General features: G+C 72.9%; 7 protein-coding genes and 1 pseudogene. 4 read left to right on the top strand and 4 right to left on the bottom strand.

The genetic code is table 11. The features are described from left to right. Window positions 1-12: 12 nt before the first annotated feature. Complete coding sequence (locus OOZ19_RS12465; RefSeq protein ID WP_266090254.1) at window positions 13-4596, bottom strand: type I polyketide synthase; 4584 nt, start codon at window positions 4594-4596, stop codon at window positions 13-15. Between the two features lie 200 nt (window positions 4597-4796). Between OOZ19_RS12465 and OOZ19_RS12460 the strand changes: the two genes are divergently transcribed. The 4 genes from OOZ19_RS12460 to OOZ19_RS12445 are packed head-to-tail and all read left to right on the top strand — an operon-like array spanning window position 4797 to window position 9617. After that, window positions 4797-6218, top strand: a complete 1422-nt coding sequence (locus OOZ19_RS12460) for a glycosyltransferase (protein WP_266090253.1) — start codon at window positions 4797-4799, stop codon at window positions 6216-6218. Next, window positions 6215-7276 (top strand): DegT/DnrJ/EryC1/StrS family aminotransferase, encoded by a 1062-nt coding sequence (locus OOZ19_RS12455; protein ID WP_266090252.1) that lies wholly within the window; start codon window positions 6215-6217, stop codon window positions 7274-7276. Before OOZ19_RS12460 ends, OOZ19_RS12455 begins: the two co-directional genes overlap by 4 nt. Then, a complete protein-coding gene (locus OOZ19_RS12450; protein WP_266090251.1) occupies window positions 7273-8451 on the top strand; it encodes a cytochrome P450 in 1179 nt (392 codons plus the stop codon). Before OOZ19_RS12455 ends, OOZ19_RS12450 begins: the two co-directional genes overlap by 4 nt. 23 nt (window positions 8452-8474) lie before the next feature. Continuing rightward, window positions 8475-9617: a cytochrome P450 gene (locus tag OOZ19_RS12445; RefSeq protein WP_266090250.1), complete on the top strand. Its 1143-nt coding sequence runs from the start codon at window positions 8475-8477 to the stop codon at window positions 9615-9617. 89 nt (window positions 9618-9706) lie between these two features. Here the strand turns inward: OOZ19_RS12445 and OOZ19_RS12440 are convergent, their stop codons facing one another. The 3 genes and pseudogenes from OOZ19_RS12440 to OOZ19_RS30255 form a co-directional block, all read right to left on the bottom strand. Continuing rightward, window positions 9707-15541, bottom strand: a complete 5835-nt coding sequence (locus tag OOZ19_RS12440) for an SDR family NAD(P)-dependent oxidoreductase (RefSeq protein WP_323055124.1) — start codon at window positions 15539-15541, stop codon at window positions 9707-9709. Window positions 15542-15545: 4 nt separating this feature from the next. After that, entirely contained in the window at window positions 15546-23141 is a 7596-nt protein-coding gene (locus OOZ19_RS12435) for an SDR family NAD(P)-dependent oxidoreductase (RefSeq protein WP_507028807.1), read from the bottom strand. 63 nt (window positions 23142-23204) lie between these two features. After that, window positions 23205-23999, bottom strand: a pseudogene (locus OOZ19_RS30255) (polyketide synthase dehydratase domain-containing protein); the annotation flags it as partial. Between the last annotated feature and the right edge of the window lie 50 nt (window positions 24000-24049).

The raw sequence follows: 24049 nt of genomic DNA, 5'->3' as shown, positions 1-24049 counted from the left end.
GCTCGGTGCTGGTCAACTGGCCCTCCTGCTGGTGATGCTGTCGATGAACTGGAACAGCTCGTCGTCAGAGACGCCGTCGATGGACCGGGGAGCCTCGGGCTCGCCGGGAGCGAGGCCGAGCTGGGCCAGCAGGTACGCGGCCATCGCGGCCGGGGTGGGCTCGTCGTAGACCAGCGTCACCGCGAGTGGGCGGCCGATCTCGGCGGACAGCCGGTTGCGCAGTTCCACGCCGGTCACCGACTCGAAACCGAGATCGCGGAACGCCCGGTCCGGCGTCGGCCAGTCGTCGGGGCCGTAGCCGAGGATGGCCGCGGTGTGCCGCAGCACGATGTCCAGCACCAGCTCCATCCGCCGCTCCGGCGACTCGGCGGCCAGCGTGGCGGCCAGGTCCGGGGACACCGCGGGTTCCGCGGCTTCGACGGGCTCGGCCGGACCTCCGGTGAGCTTGTGCCGCCAGCGGGCGAGCGCCGGCAGCAGATCGGCGAGCGTCACGTCCTCCGCTATGTCCAATGTGGACCTGACGGTGGTCAGGTCACCGCGTTCCACGGCGGCCCAGAACTCGGCCTCGGGTGGACTGGTGCTGCCGTCGGGCAGTGCCTGCCCGGTCTCCAGCCAGTAGCGCCGGCGCTGGAAGGGGTAGGTGGGCAGATCGACCACGCGAGCAGTGGGCAGCGCGGGGGCCCAACTCACCGCCACGCCCCGCACGTGCGCCTCGGCGACCGAGGTGAGGAAGCGATCCAGCCCGCCCTCGCCCCGGCGCAGGGTGCCGGCCACCACCACGTCGTGCCCGCCCACGGTCTCCTGAATTCCCGGGGTGAGCACCGGATGCGGGCTCACCTCCACGAACACCCGATGACCTGCCTCGATCAGTCGCGTCACGGCGGCCCGCAGTTCCACTGGCGCGCGGAGGTTGCGGAACCAGTAGTCGGCGTCCAGGGTCGCCGTGTCCACCGGTTCCCCGGTCACCGTGGACACGAACGTCGTGCCGGACGACCGCGGCCGGACCGGCGCGAGGACGTCGAGCACCTCGTCGCGGACCGGGTCGACCATCGGCGAGTGCGAGGGATAGTCGATGGCGACCCGCCCGGCGCGCACGCCCTCCGCGCGGCAGCGCGCGAGCAGGACCTCCAGCTCCTCGGTGCCGCCGGCCAGCACGGTCGACGACGGTCCGAGCTCCGCGGCCACCGAGAGCCGGGGGTCCCAGCCGGGGATGCGCTGTTCGGCCTCCGCACGGGACAGCCCGACCGAGACCATGCCGCCGATCCCGGACAGCTCTCGCGCGATCACCTTGCCGCGCAGGGTGACCACCATCGCGGCGTCCCGCAGCGACAGACCACCCGCGACGCACGCGGCGGCGATCTCGCCCTGCGAGTGCCCGACCACCGCGGCGGGCCGGACGCCGTGTGCCTGCCACAGCTGCGCCAGGGAGACCATCACCGCCCACAGCGCAGGCTGCACCACGTCGGCGCGGGCGAGGGCAGCCTCGTCGGCGAGCACGTCGGTCAGCGACCAATCGACGAACTCGGCCAGCGCGCGCGCACACTCGCCGAGTCGCGCGGCGAACACCGGGGAGGAGCCGATCAGCTCGCACGCCATGCCGGCCCACTGGGAACCCTGGCCGGGGAACACCAGCACCGGCCCGGTGACCTCGGCCGCGCGGGCGCCGGTGACCAGTCCCGGTGCGGGGTTCCCCGCGGCGATCGCGGCGAGGCCGGGCAGGACGTCGCGCCCGTCGCGGACGAGCAGCACCGCCCGGTGGTCGAAGGCGGACCGCGTGGTGGCCAGTGAGCTGGCGAGATCGGCTGGCGCCGTCGAGCGGGCCGTCACGTGCGCGTGCAGGGCCCCGGCCTGCGCCCGCAGCGCGGCGTCGCCGCGCGCGGAGAGCAGGAGCGGCACCGGTCGTCGCAGCGGACCGGTGCCGGTGACCGCGGCCCAGTCCACGTCGACGCCGTCGACCCACAGCGCCCCGAGCAGGTCCTCCAGGGTGTGCCTGCCGGGAGCGTCGCGGCGGCAGGTGGCCAGCGCCGCGGGACCCAGCTGCTCCCGCAGGACCGGGTGCGGCCCGATCTCGACCACCCGGGTACCGGCGGGCAGCGTTCCCACCACCTCGGCGAGGCGCATCGGCAGGCACATGTTGCGCGCCCAGTACCCGGCGTCCAGTTCGCCGCCGGGCAGCGGGCCGCCGGTGACCGTGGACAGGAACGGGACGGCGGAGCCGGCCGGGTCCAGCTCACCGAGGCGGTGCACCAGTTCGGGGCCCAGCTCGGACAGGTCCGCGCTGTGCGACGGGTAGTCGATGGCGACCCGGTGGGTGCGCACCCCGTCCTCGGCCAGTTCCCGCTCGATCTCGTCGATCGCGGTGTGCCGGCCGGACAGGCAGGTCCAGCCGCCGGACAGCCACCCCGCCACGGTGAGCCTGCCGTCGGCCCGCCGTGCGGCGTCGTCCCCGGACAGCGCACAGACGAGCACCGTGCCGGTACCGGCGGCCCGCTCGTCGATCAGCCGGGACCACACGCCGATGAGGCGGGCACCCTGGTCGAGGGTGAGCGCGCCGGCGGTGACCGCGGCGGCGACCTCGCCGATGCTCTGCCCGAACACGGCGTCCGGCACCAGTCCCCACGCCGACAGCGTCCGGGCCAGTGCCACCTGCACGGCGAACAGCGCCGGCTGGATCACGCCGGTGCGGTTCAGCCCGCTGTCGGCGGCGACCAGCTCGTCGATCACCGACCACCCGACCACGTCGGCCAGCGCGCGGTCGACCTCGGTCATCGCCGCGCGGAACACCGGTTCGGCCAGCAGATCCCGGCCCATGCCGATCCACTGGCTGCCATGTCCGGAGAAGCAGAACGCGACCCCGGGCCGCCCGCCGGGCCGCCCGGTGCGCACGGTGAGGTCCCCGGACCGGTCCGCCGCCGCGAACGCCCGGTGCGGTCCGCCTTCGGCCGCGACCAGGGACTCCCCCGCCGGATCCCGCAGCACGTCGTCGACCCGGGCCCGCAGCGCGGATTCGCTGTCGCCGGACAGCGCGAGCAGCCTGCGCGGGCCCGCGGGTGCCTGTTCGAGAGCGATGTGGACGTTGGTGCCGCCGAAACCGAAGCCGCTCACTCCGGCGTAGCGGTGACCGGGCGGCAAGGCCCGCCGCGCGGTCACCACCTCGATCCGCTGGCCGGCGAAGTCGATGCCGGGGTTCGGCTCGTCGAAGTGCAGGCTCGCGGGCAGAATCCCGTGGTGCAACGCGAGCGCGGTCTTGAGCACGCCGAGCACGCCCGCCGCCGGTTCCAGGTGGCCGAAGTTGGTCTTGGCCGACCCGACCAGCAGCGACCCGGTGCGGCCGGGGGCGAACACCTCGCCCAGCGCGGCGGCCTCGACCACGTCGCCGAGCGGCGTCCCGGTGCCGTGCGCCTCCACGTAGGAGACCTGCTCGGCCGGTACGCCCGCATCCCGCCACGCGTCGCGCAGCACGTCGACCTGCGCACGCGGGTTGGGGGCGGTCAGGCCGTTGGACGCGCCATCGTTGTTCACCGCGCTGCCCCGCACCACGGCATAGATCCGGTCGCCGTCGCGCAGCGCGTCGGACAACCTGCGCAGCACGACCACTCCGCAGCCCTCACCGCGCACGTAGCCCGCGGCGCCGGCGTCGAACGCCCGGCACTGCCCGGCCGGGTTCAGACCACCGAACTTCGTCATCGCGACCGTGGTGTGCGGTTGCAGCATCAGGCTGACCCCGCCGGCCAGCGCGAGGTCGGACTCGCCGCGCCGCAGGCTCGCCGCGGCCAGGTGCACAGCGGCGAGCGAGGAACTGCATGCGGTGCCGACCGACATCGCGGGCCCGCGCAGGCCTAGGGCGTAGGCAATCCGGGCGGGCACGATCGAGGTGTCCCAGCCGACGGCCGACTGCGGACCGATGCTCGCCGGGTCAGCGCCGGTGGCCAGGTGGTACTCCTGCCACATCGTGCCGAAGAACACGCCAGTACGGCTGCCCGCCAGCGCGTCCGGCACGATCCTCGCGTCCTCCAGCGCCGACCACGCGATCTCCAGCGCGATCCGCTGCTGCGGGTCGGTCCGCTCGGCCTCGGCGGGCGAGAACCGGAAGAAGGCGGCATCGAAGCCGGCCACGTCGTCGAGGAAGGCGCCCCGGCGGGTGGTGGTCCGGCCCGGTGTGGCGATGTCGTCGTCGTACCAGCGCTCCGCGTCCCAGCGGCCTGCCGGTACCTCCCCTGTGGCGTCGAACTCCGCCAGCAACGCGTCCCACAGCTCGTCCGGCGAGCCGATGCCGCCGGGCAATCGGCAACCGAGCCCGACGATCGCGATCGGCTCCGCGGTGATCCGCTTCCGCGGCTCCGGTGCGGCGGCCTCGCCGACCCCGGCGAGGAACCCGGCTAGCGCGGACGCCGTCGGGTGGCGCCACACCGCCCATGCGGGCACGTCTCGGCCCAGCTCGGCCGACAGGTCCGCCGCCAGCCGGGTCAGCCCGGCGGAGTCGACGCCCAGTTCACGCAGCGGCACGCCGGTCGGTACGGCGTCAGTTCCGATGCCGAGCACCTGCGCCACCACGCCGCGTATCCGGTCGAGGTACTCACCAGGTTCTCCAGGCACGCGCACCACCTCGTTCCTTCGGGCGTCCGAATCTGGACCGTACGAACGGTGGACTGGACATTTCCCTAGAAATCCCGCCGACGGGCGGAAACGCACGACGGGGCAAGGGTTCTGGCAGGTTCACGTGCCTCGAAATCCGGTCGGCGAACTGCTCAGGACACTAGGGATTTCTCGGACCTCAGCGGTGGACGCTAAGAGCCATGGCGGAACCTACGGAGCCGGCGCGGCCCATCCTGTTCGCTTCCTATCCGGACAGTGGTCTGCTCAACCCGTTGCTGGTGCTGGCGGGCGAACTCGCGCGGCGTGGCGTGCCCGGCCTGGTGTTCGCCACTGACGAGCACCGCCGGGCGGACATCGAGAACCTCTCGGCGACGAGCGAGGTGGAGTTCCTCTCGCTGGGCGAGGAGGTGGCCGGCCTGTCCCCCACCGGCTGGGACGACGAGACCTACCGCGCGGTGATGAACGAGAACTCCCGAATCCGGTCCTTCCAGGCGTTCCTGCGCCAGTCCCAGGACCCGCACGCGATGGTCGCCAAGTACCAGCTGCTGGAGCAGGCCGTCGAGCGAACGCGGCCGGCACTGATGGTCCTCGACGCGTTCTGCGGCTACGCCGTCGACCTCGCCCTCACCAAGCGCATCCCGTTCGTGCTCGGCATCCCGTTCCTGGCGAGCAACATGGTCTCCGCCGCGGGGCCGGGGGGCCGGTCCTTCACCCCACGCGGGTTCCCGACACCGCGATCCGGCCTACCGCTGCGGATGAACCTGCGCCAGCGCATCACCAACCGGTTGTTCCGGCTGCGCACCATGGCCACGTTCGCCAGTCCTGCCATGCTGCGTCGGATGCGGTACGAGGACGCCGTCTGGGCGGAAATCGATGTCACGCGCTCGCTCCGCAACCCGATGGACAAGCTGGAACGGGCCGAACTGGCGTTGTGCTACTCGATCGCCGAGCTGGACTACCCGTTCGCCGTCCCGGACTGGCTGCGGCTCACCGGGCCGATGATCCCGCCGCTGCCCCAGGCCCCGCCGGACCCCGAGCTCACCGCCTGGCTGGACGCGCACGAGTCGATCGTCTACCAGGCGTTCGGCACGCTCATCCGGTTCAGCCGGGATGAGGTCGAGGCGCTGGTCGAGGTCGCCCGTCGCCTCGATGGCCACCACCACGTCCTGTGGAAGCTACCCGCGAGCCAGCAACACCTATTACCACCGCGGGACGAACTGCCACCCAACCTGCGCGTGGAGAGCTGGCTGCCCTCCCAGCTCGACGTGCTGGCCCACCCGAACGTCCGGCTGTTCTTCAACCACACCGGCAGCAACTCCTTCCACGAGGGCCTCTACTTCGGCAAGCCACAGGTGATGTGGCCGCTGTTCGTCGACTGCTACGACGTCGCGGTGCGTGGCGAGGACCACGGGATCGGCCTGCGGCTGGACCGCACCGACACCGTCGAGCCGGACGACGCGACCGACAAGTTGACCCGGGTGCTGGCCGATCCGTCCTATCAGGAACGTGCCGAGCGTATGGCGGCACTCATGTCCACGGCCGGCGGTCGCCACGCCGCCGCCGACCTTCTGCTGGAGCTGCCGGTGCTGGACGGCTCCGGACAAGGAACGAGGATGCCATGACTTACAAGTACATGGTCGCCAAACCCAGCCTCACCGGCCGGGAACTCGAGTACGTCACCGACGGGATCAAGGACGGCTGGATATCGTCCAAGGGCCCGCACGTCACCGGGTTCGAGCGGGCGTTCGCGGACTACAACGGCGTGGCGCACGGCGTGTCCTGCTCGTCGGGCACCACCGCGCTGATGCTGGCGCTGCGGGCGCTGGGGGTCGGTCCCGGCGACGAGGTCATCGTCCCGGAGTTCACCATGGTCGCCACCGCCTGGGCGGTCACCTACGTCGGCGCGACGCCGGTGTTCGTCGACTGCCGGGACGACCTCAACATCGACACCGGCGCCATCGAGGCGCAGATCACCCCGCGCACCAAGGTGATCATGCCGGTGCACATCTACGGCCGTCGCTGCGACATGGACGATGTGATGCGGCTGGCCTACGAGTACAACCTGCGGGTGGTCGAGGACTCGGCGGAGGCGCACGGCGTCCGCCCGGTCGGTGACATCGCCTGCTTCTCGCTGTACGGCAACAAGATCATCACCTCCGGTGAGGGCGGTATCTGCCTCACCAACGACCAGCGTCTCGCCGACCAGCTCGAACACCTGCGCTCGATGGGTTTCTCGCACAGCCACGACTTCATCCACCGCAAGCTCGCCTACAGCTGCCGGATGACCGACATGCAGGCCGCCGTGGCGCAGGCGCAGGTCGAACAACTCGACGACTTCCTCGCCGAACGCCGGGAAATCGAGCGGCGCTACAACGAAGGTCTCGCCGACGTCGACGGGATCACCGTGCTGCCGCCACGCGACGTGCTGTGGGTCTACGACCTGCTCGCCGAGCGCCGCGACGAGCTGCACGACCACCTGGCGCGGGCCGGCGTGGAGACCCGCCGGTTCTTCCGGCCGATGAGCCAGCAGCCCGGCTACCTCGACCCGAGCTGGCCCACCCTCAACGCCACCCGGCTCAGCGATCAGGGCCTGTACCTTCCGGTCTACATCGGACTGACCGCGAGCGATCAGGACTACGTGATCGGGAAGGTCCGGGAATTCTACGGGAGCTCAGCATGACCAGTACCGACCAGGAAGCCGTCCCGTTCCCGTATCGCCGGCCCGGCGGGATGCTGCCGCCGCCCGAGTACGCCGGCTTCCGGGCCGACGGCGCTCCCGTCCGCTCGCACCTGCCCAGCGGTCACCCGGTGTGGCTGGTGCCCCGGCACGCGGATGTGCGCGCGGTGCTCACCGACCCGCGGATCAGCGCCAACCCGGCCAACGAGGGTTTCCCGAAGGTGGCGGTGACCGGCGGCGTGCCGACCCAGGACGAGATCCCCGGCTGGTTCGTCGGCCTCGACCCACCCGACCACGACCGGTTCCGCAAGGTCCTCATCCCCGAGTTCACGGTCCGCCGGGTCCGCACCTGGCAGCCGACCATCCAGCGGGTCGTCGACGAGTGCATCGACGCGTTGCTCGCCAAGGACGGCACCGCGGACCTGGTGGCCGACCTCGCACTGGCCGTGCCGTCGCGGATCATCTCCGCGATCCTCGGGGTACCCGAGGCCGACCGCGACTTCTTCGAGAGCAGGACGCAGGTCCTGGTCAGCGTCGCGACCACCACCGAGGGCCAGCGCGCCGACGCCGCCCGCCAGCTGCTGCGCTACATCCGGCGGTTGGTGGGGATCAAGTCGAAATGGCCGGGCGCGGACCTGATCAGCCGCATCCTGCGGACGGAGGTGCTCAGCGCCGACGAGCTGTCCGGGGCGGTGATGCTGCTGCTCATGGCCGGGCACGAGACCACCGCGAACAACATCGCGCTCGGGGTGATCACGCTGCTGGCCAACCCGGAGTGGATTGGCGACGAGCAGGCCGTGGACGAGCTGGTCCGGTACCACTCGGTGGGAGACATGCTGGCGATGCGCACGGCCGTCGCCGACGTGACGATCGGCGGCCGTCTCATCCGGGCGGGCGAGGGCGTCATCCCGCTGCTGGCCTCGGCCAACCACGACGAGGCCGCGTTCGGGTGCCCGCACCGCTTCGACCCCGCCGGCAACGGCCGCAACCACGTGGGATTCGGCTACGGGGTGCACCAGTGCCTCGGCCAGAACCTGGTGCGCGCGGAGATGGCCTGCGTGCACCGCACCCTGTTCGACCGGATACCCACCCTGCGTATCACCGATGCGACCGAGGACCTGCCGTTCAAGTACGACGGCACCGTGTTCGGTCTGCACTCGCTGCCGGTCGTCTGGTAGCCGCTCACCGGAGGAGGAACCTGATGACGTCGACCGCCGACCGGGTGCTGATGACGTCCGACCTGTCGTTCGACCAGCGCATGTGTCCGCACGTGCCGCCGCGGGAGGAACCGGTGCGCCGGGTGCGCACCCCTGCCGGTGACGAGGCGTGGCTGGTGTCCGGCTACGCCGAGGTGCGCGAGCTGCTCGGCGACAGCCGCATCGGCCGTTCGCATCCGGCTCCGGAGGAACGGGCCTGCTACGCGGGGGAGCCGACCTACGACCAGGTGACGGCGGCCGACCACCAGACCGCCGACATGCTGCACTCCGTGTTGCGCTCGACGCTCAAGCCCTATTTCTCGGCCAAGCGGATGCTGGCCCTGCGCCCCGCGCTGCGGCGGCTCGTCGACGACCAGCTGGACCGGCTGGAGGGCGCCGGGCCGCCCGCGGACCTGCACACCGGCTTCTCCACGCCGGTGATCTTCCAAGCACTGTGCGAGCTGCTGGGCGTGCCGGAGCCCGACCGGTCCCGCTGCGTCACGCTGATGACCCAGGCCGGCGAGGGTGACCTGGCGGAGCTCGCGGGCTACCTCGCCGAACTGGTGGGGCGCCTGCGCGAGACCCCGGACGACTCGATGCTGTCGAGCCTGTGCTCGGCAGGCGCCACCGACGAACAGGTCGTTCAGCTGGTGATGGTGCTGCAGTTCGCCGGCGTGGGCGCCACCCGCAACCAGATCGACTACGGGGTACTGCTGCTGAACGCACATCCAGAGCAGCGTGCCGCGCTGGCCGCCGATCCCGAGGCGATGCCCCGGGCGGTGGAGGAGATCCTGCGGGTCTCCGGCAGCACCAGCCTGCCCCGGTACGCGCGGGCCGACATCGAGATCGGCGGTGTGACCATCGCGGAGAACGACCTCGTGCTACTGGATCTCACGCTGGCCAATGTGGACAGCGCAGGCTTCGACGACCCCGGCCGGTTCGATCCGGCACGCTTCCCCAACCGGCACGTCACGTTCAGCCACGGCGTCTGGACCTGCCTCGGCGCGCCGCTGGCCCGGCTAATCCTGTGCACCGCGTTCGAGGCGCTGCTCGCGCGCCTGCCGGACCTGCGTCCGGCGGGCGACCTGGTGCCGCGGAGCCTCCCGCTGTCCGGCGGCCTGCCCGAGCGCTTCGAGGTGACCTGGTAGCCCGGCACAGCACGTGAAGGCCCCTTCACCACGTCTCACGTGGTGAAGGGGCCTTCACGTGCTTGCGCGAGCCGGCCTGGCGCGGCGGCTCACACCCCGCCGGGGACGCGGCCGAGCAGGGTTTCCCGCACCCAGTCCTCGATCTGCGCGGCGGTCTGCCCGGCGAACTCCTGGGTCACGGAGAAGTGGTCGCCGTCGACCGCCCGGACGGTGTCGCCCTCGGCGAGCAGCTCCCGCTGCTCCGGCGTGGGCTCGGCGGAACCACCGCAGCGCAACAGGATCTTCGGCGCGTTGGTGACGTAGCCGGGCATGTCGGGCAGCCGGTTCAGCCACAGCGCCATGGCCAGCAGCCGGGTGCTGTCGACGACCATGTGGTGGTCCTGGAACTCCGTCATGACGTCCTGGAACATCGCCACGTAGTCGGTGGCGTCGGTGGTCGAGTGCCGCAGGCTGAGGGTGTCCAGCAGGGCGATGCCCTCCGGGCGGATGCCCCAGTGGTGCTCCAGCATTCCCGCAGCCGCGATCGCGATCACGCCGGCCGTCGACTGTCCTAACAGGACGAACGGTTCGCCGTCACTGGCTTCCAGAATGCTCTCGGCGATGACCCGGGTGGCCGCTTCGGCGGTGGCGGGCAGGCGTTCGCCGGTCACGAAGCCCGGCAGCGGAAGCGCGATCACTTTCCGGTTGCCCTGGAACTGTTCGGCGAGCTTGACGTACTGGTGCGCCCCGCCGACCACGACCGGCGAGCTGATGCAGATGAGCTGCGGGGTGGCAGGGCCGTCGGCCAGGGTGACCGCGGCGGGCAGCTCGGCCAGCTCGGCCGGGTTCTCGAAGGTCGGACGGAGCGCGGCGACTGCCTTGAGCATGGCGAGCGCCTCGGTGGGCTTGCCGTCGCGCAGGCCGTCCACGAACAGCCGGCTGATGGTGTCGCCGCCGTCGCCTGCCGAGTCACCGAGCTGGCCGGCGAGCTGGTCCCGCAACCACCTGGCGAGCCGGACGGGCGTCTGGTGGTCGAAGATCGCGGTCGTGGGCAGGCGCAGCCCGACGGTCTCGGACAGCTTGTTGCGCAGCTGCACCGACAGCAGCGAGTCGAACCCCATCTCTAGGAACTCACGTTCCGGGTCGACCGCGGAGGCGTCTGGGTGGCCGAGGACCGCGGCCGTGTACTCGGTGACCAGCCGGCTCAGGACGCGGTCGCGTTCGGCGGCGTCCTGACCGCGCAGCCGGTCGAGCAGGGTGGCAGCGGCGGTCTCGGTGTCGCCCGCCGCAGCCCGGCGGCCGGGTGGCAGCAGACCGTGGAACAACGGCGGGACCTCGGTCCTGGCGCGCAGGCCGACGGACAGCCGGAGCGCGACCACGTGCGGGCGCCCCGAAGTGGCTGCCGCGTCGAACATGCCCATGCCTTGTGCGGCGCCGATCGGTGTCAGGCCGGCGATGGGCCGGGTTCCGCCGGTCATGCCCAGGTCGGCCCAGGGGCCCCAGGCGATGGAAACCGCGGGCAAGCCCAGGCTCTGCCGGTACCCGGCGAGCGCTTCGAGGTAGGAGTTGGCAGCCGCGTAGTTGCCCTGTCCCTGGCCGCCCAGCACACCCGCCACCGACGAGTACAGCACGAACCCGGCCAGGTTCCGGCCGGCGGTCGCCTCGTGCAGGTACCAGGCCGCGTCGGCCTTCGGCGCGAACACCCCCGCCAGCCGCTCCGGCGTGAGCGACTCCACCACGCCGTCGTCCAGGACGCCGGCCGCGTGGACCACCGCGGTCAGGTCTTCGATCCCGTCGACGAGGGCGTGCACGGCGTCCCGGTCGGACACATCGCACGCCACCACTTCCGCGCCCAGTTCCAGCAGTTCGCCCGCGCCCTCGGCGGCCGACCCGCGCCGGCTGGCCAGCACGATCCGCCGCTGGCCCCGCTCCGCGAGGTGCCGGGCCAGCAGGCCACCCAGACCCCCCGTACCGCCGGTGATCAGCACCGTCCCCCCGCGGTCCCACGCCGGTGCGGTCTCGTCTGATGTGGACAGTGCGGCGAGCCGGGGGACGTGGACGGTGCCGTCCCGCACGAGCAGGTGCGGCTCGCCCTCGGGCAACGCCTCCGGAAACTCCTGCCCCGGGGCGAGATCGACCAGCAGGAACCGGCCGGGGTGCTCAGCCTGCGCCGACCGCACCAGACCGCCCGCGGCCGCCCCCGCCAGGTCGCCCCGGGTGACGAACACCAGCGTGGAATCCCCGTGGCGTTCGTCGGCCAGCCACCGCTGCAGCAGCGCCAGGACCTGGCCGGTCACCGCGAGGGCGGGGGCGTCGTCCACCGGGACGAGCACGACGGGCGGGACCACGTCCCTGGCGAGCAGCTGGTCGAGCGAACCGGCCGGCTCGACGCCGTCCGCCACGGCACCGAGCTGGACCCAGCCATGCCGCGAGACGGGTTCGGCCGCCGGTGCGGGCACCCAATCGAGCTGGAACAGCGAGTTCCGGCGAGCGTTTCCACCGGTGGACGCGGCACGCAGGACGAGTGTGCCGACCGTGATCACCGGGTTGCCGAGCGGGTCGGCGGCGGACAGGGTGATCCCGTCGGGGCCGCCGGTCCACCGGACCCGCAGGGTCGTCGCGCCGCTCGCGTGCAGGTTCACGCCGCGCCAGCTGAATGGCAGCAGGCCGCGGCCGGTCTCGGCGTCGATGAACGCCCCCGCCTGGACCGCGGCGTCCAGCAGCGCGGGGTGGATTCCGTATCCGGTGCCCGCCGCCCGGTCCGGTTCGGCGAGGGCGACCTCGGCGAAGTACTCCTCGCCACGCCGCCACGCGGCGCGCAGGACCTGGAACGCCGGGCCGTAGACGGGTCCGGTCTCGGCGAGGCGCTCGTAGAAGCCGTCGAGGTCTACCTCCTCAGCGCCGGCCGGCGGCCACTCCTCCGCGGTCGCGGCGGCGGGCTCGGCGGGAGCCAGGACGCCGGTGGCGTGCTGGAGCCAGTCGCCGTCCAGCGTGTCGGCGGGCCGGGAGTAGATGTCGACGTCGCGGTGATCGGAGTCGTCGGCCGCCCCGACGCGCACCTGGATCACGACGCGTTCACCATCGGCCAGTGGCAGGGCCGCGGGGAAGGTCAGGTCCGCCAGCTGGTAGTGGCCGACCTGGTCGGCGGCGTGCAGGGCGAGTTCGACGAAACCCGCGCCGGGGAACAGGACCGCGCCGCCGACGGCGTGGTCGGCCAGCCACGGGTGGGTGTCCAGCGACAGGCGGCCGGTCAGCACCGCTCCCCCGCCGTCGGCCAGGGTGAGTGCCGCGCCGAGCAGGGGGTGTCGCGCCGGGTCGAGGCCGAGACCGGCGGCGTCGCCGCGGTTGGCGGGCCGCGGCCAGTACCGGGCGGGCTGGAACGGGTAGGTCGGCAGGTCGGTCAGGGACGCGCCGGGGAACAAGGGGGTCCAGTCCACCGGTACGCCGACGACGTGCAACGCCGCCAGGGCGCGCAGTGCGGCGGGTTCCTCCGGCTGGTCCCGGACGAGCATCGGCACGGCGACGGCGTCTGGGTCGATCTCCTGTACCGCGGCGCAGAGCGTGGCGTCCGGTCCGAGTTCCAGGAACCGGGTGGCGTCCACCCGGTCAACGGCATCGGCGAACCGGACCGGCTCGCGCACCTGCCGCACCCAGTAGCCCGGAGACCCGAAACGCTCCTCGGTATCCACAGTGGATTCAACCGGGATGCTCGGCTCGTGCACGGTGATCCCGTCGATCGCACGCGCGAACTCCGCCAACATCGGCTCCATCAACGGCGAATGGAACGCGTGACTGGTCCCCAGCCGCCGGGTCCGGTCGAACCGCCCCGCCACCTCCTTGACGGCGTCCTCAGCCCCGGACAGCACCACGGCGTCCGGGCCGTTGACCGCCGCGATCGACACACTGCCGGTGAGCCACGGCCGCACTTCCGCTTCGGAAGCCGCCACCGCCACCATGGCCCCGCCCTCCGGCAGGGCTTGCATCAGCGACGCCCGGGCTCGCACCACCGCGCAGGCGTCGGTCAAGGACAACACCCCGGCGACGTGCGCCGCAGCCAGCTCACCGATCGAATGCCCCACCAGAACAGCGGGACGCACACCCCACGACTCCACCAAGCGGTACAACGCCACTTCAAGGGCGAACAACGCCGGCTGCGCCCAACCGGTGTCCTCCACCACCACATCCTCGGTCCGAACCGAAACACCGAGCTCAGCCACCACCGCGTCAAATGCCTCCGCGAACACCGGAAAGCGCTCGTACAACTCCCGGCCCATGCCCAGCCGCTGCGAACCCTGACCCGAGAACACGAACGCCACCCGGCCATCGCCGGCAACACCACGCGCCACCTCGACCGGCGCATCACCACCGGCCAGCAACACCGCCCGACGCTCGAACAGCGCACGGGATTTCACCAGCGAGGACCCGACATCGACCGGCGAGCCCGCCACGCCGGTCAGCCCAGCGATCCGCTCCCGCAGGGCATCCTCCGCCTTCGCCGACACCACCCACGGAACCAAGCCACCGCCACCACGTGAGACGTCAGGGTGACCATCAGGCCCCTGCTCCAACACCGCGTGGGCGTTGGTGCCGCTGAGGCCGAACGAGGACACGGCCGCGCGACGCGGGCGATCCACGGACGGCCACTCCACCGCCTCCGTCGCCAGCTCGATCGCACCCGACGCCCAGTCCACATGCGATGACGGACTGCTCACATGCAACGTCTTCGGGACCGTGCCGTGCCGCATCGCCATGACCATCTTGATCACCCCGACCACGCCGGCAGCCGCCTGCGTGTGGCCCAGGTTCGACTTCACCGAACCCAGCAGCAGCGGCCGTTCCCGGTCCTGGCCGTAGGTGGCCAGCAACGCCTGCGCCTCGATCGGATCACCCAGCGACGTTCCCGTGCCGTGCGCCTCCACAACGTCAACGTCCGCTGTGGACAGTCCGGCGGATGCCAGCGCCGACCGGATCACCCGCTGCTGCGACGGACCATTCGGCGCGGTCAAACCGTTCGACGCACCATCGGAGTTCACCGCCGAGCCGCGCAGGACCGCCAGCACCCGGTGCCCGTTGCGCTCGGCATCCGACAGCCGTTCCAAGGCCAGCACACCAACGCCTTCCGACCAGCCGGTGCCGTCGGCGTCGTCGGAGAACGCCTTGGACCTGCCGTCGGCGGCGAGCGCGCCCTGGCGGGTGAAACCGGCGAACCGCAACGTCGTCGACATCACGGTCACGGCACCGGCCAGCGCGAGCGAGCACTCCCCGGTGCGCAGCGCGTGCGCGGCCAGGTGCATCGCCACCAGCGACGACGAGCACGCGGTGTCGACGGTCAGCGCGGGTCCTTCGAGGCCGAGGGTGTAGGCCACCCGGCCGGCGAGCACGCTGGCGGCGAGCCCGGTTCCGGCGTGGCCGTCGGTGTCCTCGTCGGACATGAGGATCAGGTTGCCGTAGTCCTGTCCGTCGGTGCCCGCGAACACCCCGGTCCGGCCGCCGCGCAACGAGGCCGGGTCGACACCCGCCCGCTCGACCGCCTCCCAAGAGGTCTCCAGGAACAGCCGCTGCTGCGGGTCCATGGCCAGCGCCTCGTTCGGGGAGATGCCGAAGAACCCGGCGTCGAAGTCCGCGGCACCGTCCAAGAAACCGCCTTCGAGGGTGACGCTGCGCCCGCGGCCGTCGCCGCTGAGGGTCTCCAGGTCCCAGCCGCGGTCGGTGGGGAACGCCGAGATCGCGTCCCTGCCGTCGGCCACCAGCTCCCACAGGTCCTCCGGGCTGCGCACACCGCCGGGGAACCGGCAGGCCATGCCCACGATCGCCACCGGCTCCTGCCTGCCTGCCTCGACCTCGGCGAGCCGCCTGCGGGTCTCGTGGAGATCCGCGGTGACCCACTTGAGGTAGTCGACGAGCTTGCGGTCCTCCGCCATCTCGGTGCCCTTTCTCGCTCCCACCGGGTCAGCTGCTGCGCGACCGGCCGAGCTCGTTGTCGATGAAGTCGAAGATCTCGTCGGTGCTGGCCTGCTCGAACCGTTCCGACACGCCGCTGTCGGCGGGCTCGTCCCACCGCTTCAGCAGCTGACGCAGCCGGGAGGCGACGCCGGTGCGGGTGACGTCGTCCGGGTCGGTGGCCGCCATCGCGGCCTCCAGCCGGTCCAGGTCGGCCAGCACGGCGGTGCCCTCGTCCACCGCGGTGTCGCCGGCCAGTTGGCCGAACAGGTGCTCGGCGAGCGCGGCCGGGGTGGGGTGGTCGAAGACCATGGTCGAGGGCATCCGCAACCCGGTGGCGGCGCCGATGCGGTTGCGCAGCTCGACGGCGGTGAGCGAGGTGAACCCGAGCGCCTGGAATTCCAGGTCCGGACGGATCGCGTCGGCGGCGTCGTGCGCGAGCACCGCCGCGGCCGACTCGCACACCAGGTCCACGAGCAGCCGTCGTTGCTCCTCGCCGCGCAAGCCGGTGAGCCGGTCGACGACACCGGCGCGTGCCGCGGCCGGGTCCGCTGCGACCCGCCTGCCGTTCCCGGCGAGACCACGCAGGATCGGCGGCACCTCGGCACCCGCGGACAGCGGGGTCTTCGCGAGCGGAACGACGAGGCCGCGGGTGGTGCCGGTGGCGGCGTCGAACAACCTCAGTCCCTGCTCGGCGCCGATGCCCTCCTGGGAGCCGTCGGTCATGCCCCGGTCGGCCCACGCACCCCACGCCAATGACAGCGCGGGCAGTCCCAGGCCCTGCCGATGCGCCGCGAGCGCGTCCAGGTAGGCGTTGGCAGCCGCGTAGTTGCCCTGTCCGGGGCTTCCCAGCACACCCGCCACCGAGGAGTACAACACGAAGGCGGCCAGGTCGTGCCGGTCGGCGGTGGCCTCGTGCAGATACCAGGCCGCGTCCACCTTCGGCCGCAGCACCGCGTCGATCCGCTGCGGCGTCAACGACTCCAGCACACCGTCGTCCAGCACACCGGCCGCGTGCACCACGGCGGTCAGGTGATCGATCTCCGCCACCAGCTTGTGCACGGCGTCGCGGTCGGAAACGTCGCAGGCGACCACCTCCGCGCCCAGCTCGGTGAGTTCGGCCGCGCCGGGGGCGTCGGCCCCGCGGCGGCTGGCGACCAGCACCCGCTGGCCCCGCCGCAGCAGGTGCCGGACGAGCAGAGCGCCCAGCCCGCCGGTACCGCCGGTGATCAGCACGGTCCCTGCCGGATCCCAGGCACGCGGCATGGTCAGCACCAGCTTGCCGACGTGCCGGGCCTGGCTCATGAACCGGAACGCCTCCGCGGCGTGCCGCACGTCCCAGGACCGCAACGGCAGCGGGTGGATCGCGCCGCGCGCGAACAACTCCAGCAACTCGCCGAGCATCGAGCCGATGCGGTCAGGGCCCGCGTCGGCCAGGTCGAACGCCCGGTAGGTCACCCCGTCGGGCAGCCCGCCGTCGCGGATGTCGGTCTTGCCCATCTCCAGGAACCGTCCACCCGGCCCGAGCAGGCCGAGGGACGCGTCGATGAACTCACCGGTCAGGGAGTTCAGCACCACGTCCACCCGCGGGAACCTCGCGGCGAACTCCAGGTTCCGCGACGACGCGATGTGGTCTTCGGGAAGGCCCAGCTCCCGCAGGGCGTCCCACTTGGACTCGCTGGCCGTGGCGAACACCTCGGCACCGAGATGCCGGGCCAGCTGGATCGCCGCCATGCCGACGCCGCCCGCGCCTGCGTGCACCAGCACCCGCTCTCCCGGCCGCAGCCCGGCCAGGTCGGTCCAGGCGTAGCACGCGGTCAGGAACACCAGCGGCACCGACGCGGCGACCTCGTCGGACCAATCCGCGGGCACGGTGGTCAGCACCCCCTCGTCCAGCACGACCGCGGCAGAGCTCATCCCGCCCGCCACGATCCCCATGACCCGGTCCCCCGGGCGCAGGTTGCGCACGTCCGGGCCGACCCCGGTCACCACGCCGACCGCCTCGGCACCCAGCGCGCCCGCCTCGCCGGGGTACATCCCCAGCGCGCTCAGCACGTCCCGGAAGTTCAGCCCGGCGGCGAGCACGCGGAGCCGGACCTGCCTGCCCCGCAACTCCGCGTCGGCCTCGGGACTGGGAATCGCGGTCAGCTCGGCCAGGCTGGCCCGGGAACCGGCGTCCAGCCGCCAGCCACCGGCGGGCAGCTCCAGCACCCCGGCGGACGACAGGCGGGTCAGCCTGGCGACCCTGGCCACCCCGTCGCGCACCACGACCTGCGGTTCCTCGACCAGCAGCGGCAACGCCACCGCGACGTCCTCGTCGCACTCCACATCGACCAGGGCGAACCGGCCGGGGTGTTCCGACTGCGCCGAGCGCACCAGGCCCCACACCGCGGCAGCGCCCAGATCGGCGTCCGGCGCACCGCGGGTCACCAGCACCAGCAAGGAGTCCGAGAAGCGCTTCTCGGCCAGCCATTCCCGCAGCGACTCCAGCACCCGGCCGGTCAGCTCCCGCACGCCGGCCGGGTCGTCACCGGCTCCGGCCACCGAGACGCACACGACCCGGGGCACGTCACCCTCGGGCAAGCCGGCGGCCAGGTCGTGCACCGGCACGGGATCGGGCGTCACCGCCGCCGCGGGCGCGTCCGTCCAGGTCAGGGTGAACAGCTCCGCAGAGTCCGGAGTGGACGGTGCGCTCAGCTCATCGGTCACCGCGCGGTCGCGCAGTGCGCCGACCGAGAGCACCGGACGGCCCGCGACGTCGGCGGCCTCGATGGCGACCGCGTCACCGCCCCGTTCGACCAAGCGCACCCGCAGTGCCGCGGCGCCGGAAGCGTGCAGGGTGACGTCTTCCCAGGCGAACGGCAGCCGCGGCGTCCCGTCGGACGGCCGGGTCGCCAGCAGCGCGTGCAGCACCGAGTCCAGCAGCGCCGGGTGCAGCCCGAACGAACCCGCCTGGTCGGCCACCGCGGACGGCAGCTCGACCTCGGCGAACAGCTCCTCGTCGCGCCGCCACACGGCACGCAGGCCGTGGAAGGCGGGCCCGTAGCCGAACCCCGCCGCGGCGAACCGCCCGTAGCAGCCGGCCAGGTCGACCGGCTCGGCGTGCTCCGGCGGCCAGACCTCGGCGAAGCCCGGCTCGGCGGCCGAACCGTCGGCGTCACCGGGCAGCAGCGCGCCGGTCACGTGCTGGATCCACCTGTCGGAGCCGTCGGGCCGCGAGTGGACGGTGATGATCCGCCGTCCGGTCTCGTCCTGGTCGGCGACCCGGACCTGGACCTGGACACCGCCGTTGTCCGGCAGCACCAGCGGGGTGAGCAGGGTCAGCTCCTCGACCCGGGCACGGCCCACTTCGTCGCCGGCCCGCACGGCCAGTTCCAGCAGCGCCGTGGCGGGCACCAGCATCGCGCCGCCGACCCGGTGGTCGGCCAGCCACGGCTGCGCCGCCGCCGACAGGTGGCCGGCCAGCACCACCCCGTCGCCGTCAGCCAGCGGCACGGCCGCGCCGAGCAGCGGGTGCTCGGCGGCGACCAGCCCGAGGCCGGCCGCGTCCCCGGGGCGGTGCGTGGTGGCGGGCCAGAACCGCTCGTGCTGGAACGCGTACGTCGGCAGGTCGGTGAGCGACGCGCCGGTGCCTGCGAAGAAGGCGTGCCAGTCGATGTCCACGCCGGCGACGTGCAGCGCGGCGAGCCCACGCAGCAGGGCGTGTTCCTCGGGCAGGTCGGGCCGCAGCGCGGGAACCGCGGCCGATTCCATCGGCAGCACCTCGTGCGCGGCGGCGCACAGCGGGCCGTCCGGCCCGATCTCCAGCACCGTGCGGACACCGGCGTCGACCGCCGAGCGCAGCGCGTCACCGAACCGGACCGTGCTCCGCACCTGCGACACCCAGTACCCGGCCGTGTACACCTCCGCGCCCGCGTGCTCGCCGGTCACCGCCGACACGATGGGGATGTGCGGTTCCCCCGGCTCCAGGCCGTCGAGCGCGCGCGCGAGGTCGTCGAGGACCGGGTCCATCAGCGACGAGTGGAACGCGTGGCTCACCACGAGCTTCCGGGTCCGGTACCCGCGCCCGGCCAGAGCCGCGGCGACCCGCGCGACCGGGCCCTCCTCGCCGGAGAGCACCACCGACTCCGGCCCGTTGACCGCGGCGAGCGTGACCCCGTCGACGAGCAGCGCGCTCACCTCGGCCTCAGCCGCGCCGACCGCCACCATGGCACCACCGCGGGGCAGCTCCCGCATGAGCCTCGCGCGGGCACCTACCACCGCACAGGCGTCGGCGAGGGTGAGCACGCCCGCGACGTGTGCGGCGGCGATCTCACCCACGGAGTGCCCGATCACGACGTCGGGCACGACACCCCAGGACTCGACGAGCCGGTAGAGCGCGACCTCCAGCGCGAACAGCGCGGGCTGCGCCCACCCGGTGTCGTCCAGCGGGCCGGGGTCCGTGCCCCACATCACGTCCCGCACCGGCTCGGCCAGTCCGGCCGTCACCGCGTCGAACGCCTCGGCGAACGCCGGGTAGCGCGCGTACAGCTCCTGGCCCATGCCGAGCCACTGCGATCCCTGCCCGGAGAAGACGAACGCGAGCTTGCCCGGTGTGACCGAGCCCCTGGCCACCTCGACCGGCTCGCCGGCACCGGCCAGCAGGACCGCGCGGTGGTCGAACGCGGTACGCCCGGTGGCGAGCGTGAACGCGGTGTCCACAGCGGACGGACCGGGGGTCAGCCGGTCGAGCTGTGCCCGCAGCGCCGCCTCGGTCCGCCCGGACACCACCAGCGGAACCAGCCGGCTGGTCGCGGGTGGCCGCTCCGGCACGGGCGGCGCCTGTTCGAGGATCACGTGCGCGTTGGTGCCGCTGACCCCGAACGAGGACACCCCGGCGCGGCTTGGCCGGTCGACGGCGGGCCATTCGGTCCGCTCGCTCAGCACGGTCACCGCACCCTCGGTCCAGTCCACCTGGGACGAGAGGGCGTCCACGTGCAGGGTCCGGGGCGCCACGCCGTGCCGCATCGCCTGCACCATCTTGATCACCCCGGCGGCACCGGCGGCGGCCTGGGTGTGACCGAGGTTGGACTTCACCGACCCCAGCAGGACCGGGCGGTCGCGGTCCTGACCGTAGGTGGCGAGCAGGGCTTGCGCCTCGATCGGGTCACCTAGCCGCGTCCCGGTTCCGTGTGCCTCCACGACGTCCACATCGGACGCCGCGAGCCCGGCGGTGGCGAGCGCCTGGCGGATGACCCGCTGCTGCGCCGGCCCGTTCGGCGCGGTCAGCCCGTTCGAGGCACCGTCGGAGTTCATCGCCGAGCCACGCAGCACCGCCAGGATCCGGTGCCCGTTGCGTTCCGCGTCGGAAAGCCGTTCCAGCACCAGCACCCCGGCCCCCTCCGACCATCCGGTGCCGTCGGCGCTGTCGGAGAACGCCTTGCAGTGCCCGTCGGCGGCGAGACCTCCCTGGCGGGCGAACTCCAGGAACGGCGCGGGGGAGGCGAGCACCGAGACACCACCGGCGAGCGCGAGCGAGCACTCCCCCGCCCGCAGCGCCTGTGCCGCCAGGTGCATCGACACCAGCGCCGACGAGCAGGCGGTGTCCACGGTGACGGCAGGGCCCTCCAGCCCGAGGCTGTAGGCCACGCGCCCGGAGACGATGGCGGCAATGGTGCCGGTCATCACGAAGCCCTCGGCCGAGGCGCCGAGCAGGTGGGCGTAGCCGACGTCGGTGGCGCCGAGGTAAACACCGGTCGCGCTGCCCGCCAGCGACCGCGGGTCGACCCCGGCGCGTTCGATGGCCTCCCACGCGGTCTCCAGCACGACCCGCTGCTGCGCGTCCATGGCGACGGCCTCGCGCGGGGAGACGCCGAAGAACTCGGCGTCGAAGTCGGCGGCGTCGTGCAGGAAGCCGCCGCGGGCGGCACTGGTGTCGTACGGGCCGAACTGCCAGCCGCGGTCGGCGGGGAAGCCGGAAATCCCGTGCCGCTCCTCGTACACCAGGTTCCACAGGTCCTCGGGGCTGCGCACACCGCCGGGGAAGCGGCAGGCCATTCCGACGATGACGATCGGGTCGTCGCCGGTGACGGCCGGGGTCGGGGGCACCACACCGCCGGGGACTGCCGCGCTGACCTCGCCGCCGAGCCGGTCCAGCAGGTAGGTGGCCAGCACGGCCGGGTTGGGGTAGTCGAACACGAGAGTCGCCGGCAGGCGCAGGCCGGTCACGGCGGCGAGCCGGTTGCGCAGTTCGATCGCGGTCAGCGAGTTGAAACCCTGGTTCTGGAACTCCTGCCGGGGGCCGATGGCGTCGGCCGAACCATGGGCGAGCACCTGGGCGGCCTCCGCGCGCACCAGGTCGGTCAGGAACGCCGGCCGCTTCGCCGGACGCAGGGCGGCCAGGCGGCCGGGGAGGTCCGCTGCCGACGTCTCGACGGCGTGCGAGGCCGCGGTCCGGCGGCCCGTGCGGACCAGGTCGCGCAGGACGGACGGCACCGCGGCCGGGGCCGGGGCACCGCTCATGCCCGCGGTGGCGACCACCAGCGGGACACCGACCGCGGTGGCGAGGTCGAACATGGCCAGGCCGTGCCCTGTCTCGATCAGCGTCACGCCGGAGTCGGCGGTGCGCTCGCCGGTCATGCCCGCCTCGGTCGCCCACGGGCCCCAGGCGAGCGAGACGGCGGGCAAGCCCAGTCCACGCCGGTAGGCGGCGAGCGCGTCCAGGTAGGCGTTGGCCGCGGCGTAGTTGCCCTGCCCGGGGCTGCCGAAGACCCCGGCGGCCGAGGAGTACACCACGAACCCGGCCAGGTCGTGCCGGTCGGCGGTGGCCTCGTGCAGATACCAGGCCGCGTCCACCTTCGGCCGCAGCACCGCGTCGATCCGCTGCGGCGTCAACGACTCCAGCACACCGTCGTCGACCACGCCGGCGGCGTGCACGACGGCTGTCAGGTCGTGGATCCCGGCCACCAGCGCGTGCACGGCGTCGCGATCGGAGACGTCGCAGGCGAGGACCTCCGCGCCCAGCTCGGTCAGCTCGGCCGCCCCGGGGGCGTCCGGGCCACTCCTGCTGACGAGCACGACCCGACGCTGGCCCCGCTCCGCCAGGTGCCGCGCGAGCGCACCACCGAGGCCACCGGTGCCGCCGGTGATCAGCACCGTGCCCTCGGGGTCCCACTCACGGGCGGTTTCCGGTTCCGCGCCGGAAGCCAGGCGGGCCAGCCTGGCCACCCGCGCCACGCCATCGCGGACCATCACCTGCGGCTCGTCGTCCAGCAACGGCAGGGCCAGTGCTACGTCCTCGTCTGCCTCCACGTCGACCAGGGCGAACCGGCCGGGGTGCTCCGACTGCGCCGAGCGCACCAGACCCCACACCGCCGCCGCGCCGAGATCGCGATCCTGGGCACCACGGGTCACCAGCACCAGCCGCGAATCCGCGAACCGCTCCCCGACGAGCCACGCCTGGAGCAGTTCCAGCGCCCGGCTGGTCACCTCGTGCACGCCGTCCGGGCCGACGCCGGACCCGGCGACCGCCACGCACACCACCGCCGGAACGTCTGCGCCGGGAAGCTCGTCGAGCACCTCGACGGCTCCGGCGGGTTCGACGCCGGGGGCGGCGGGCCAGTCCATCCGGAACATTCCGTCCCGCACCCCGGGCCGGGCCGTCGCGTCCAGTCGGCCCGGCGCCTCCCGCAGGGCCAGCGACTCGACCGAGATCACCGGCTCGCCCACGGAGTCCACCGCGGACAGCGCGATACCTGTGCCGTCGCCGGCCCAGCGCACCCGCAGCACCGAGGCTCCGGCGGCGTGCAGGCTCACGCCCCGCCAGGAGAACGGCATGAGGTTGCGCCCGGCGTTGGCCGGCAGGAACGCGCTGGCCTGCAACGCGGCGTCCAGCAACGCGGGGTGCAGGCCGAAGGCACCTGCCTTGTGGCTGCGACCGTCCGGTTCGGGCAGCGCGACCTCGGCGAAGATCTCACCGTCGCGTTGCCAGACCGAGCGCAGTCCGTGGAAGACCGGGCCGTACACCAGTCCGGTGGTCGCGAGCCGGTCGTAGTGGCCGTCGATGTCCACCTCGTCCGCTCCGGCAGGCGGCCATTCGACGGTGTCCGCTGTGGTCGTTCCCAGCGGCCGGGCGGCACGGGAGAGCGTCCCGCCGGCGTGCATCGTCCAATCGCCGTCCACCAGCTGGGCCGGTCGCGAGTACACCCGCACCTCACGGCCGCCGGTCTCGTCGGGCACGCCGAGCCACACCTGGACCGCGATGTGGTCGCGCTCGCCGAGGATCAGCGGCGCGGACAGGGTCAGCTCATCCACCCGGTCGCAGCCGACCTGGTCGGCCGCGCACAGGACGAGTTCGAGGAACCCGGTCCCGGGGAGCAGTACCTCGCCGCCGACGACGTGGTCGGCCAGCCACGGGTGGGTGGCGACGGACAGCTTGCCGGTCAGCATGGCCGCTCCCCCGCCCGCGGGCACGGCTGCCGCACCGAGCAGCGGATGCTCGACGGGGACCAGTCCGAGACCGCCGGCGTCGGTCA

Origin of the sequence: Saccharopolyspora sp. NFXS83 (assembly GCF_026241095.1) — a bacterium.
Taxonomy (GTDB): Bacteria; Actinomycetota; Actinomycetes; order Mycobacteriales; family Pseudonocardiaceae; genus Saccharopolyspora_C.
The sequence above is the reverse complement of the archived record's forward strand: the minus strand, read 5'-3'. Positions and strand labels throughout refer to the sequence as shown.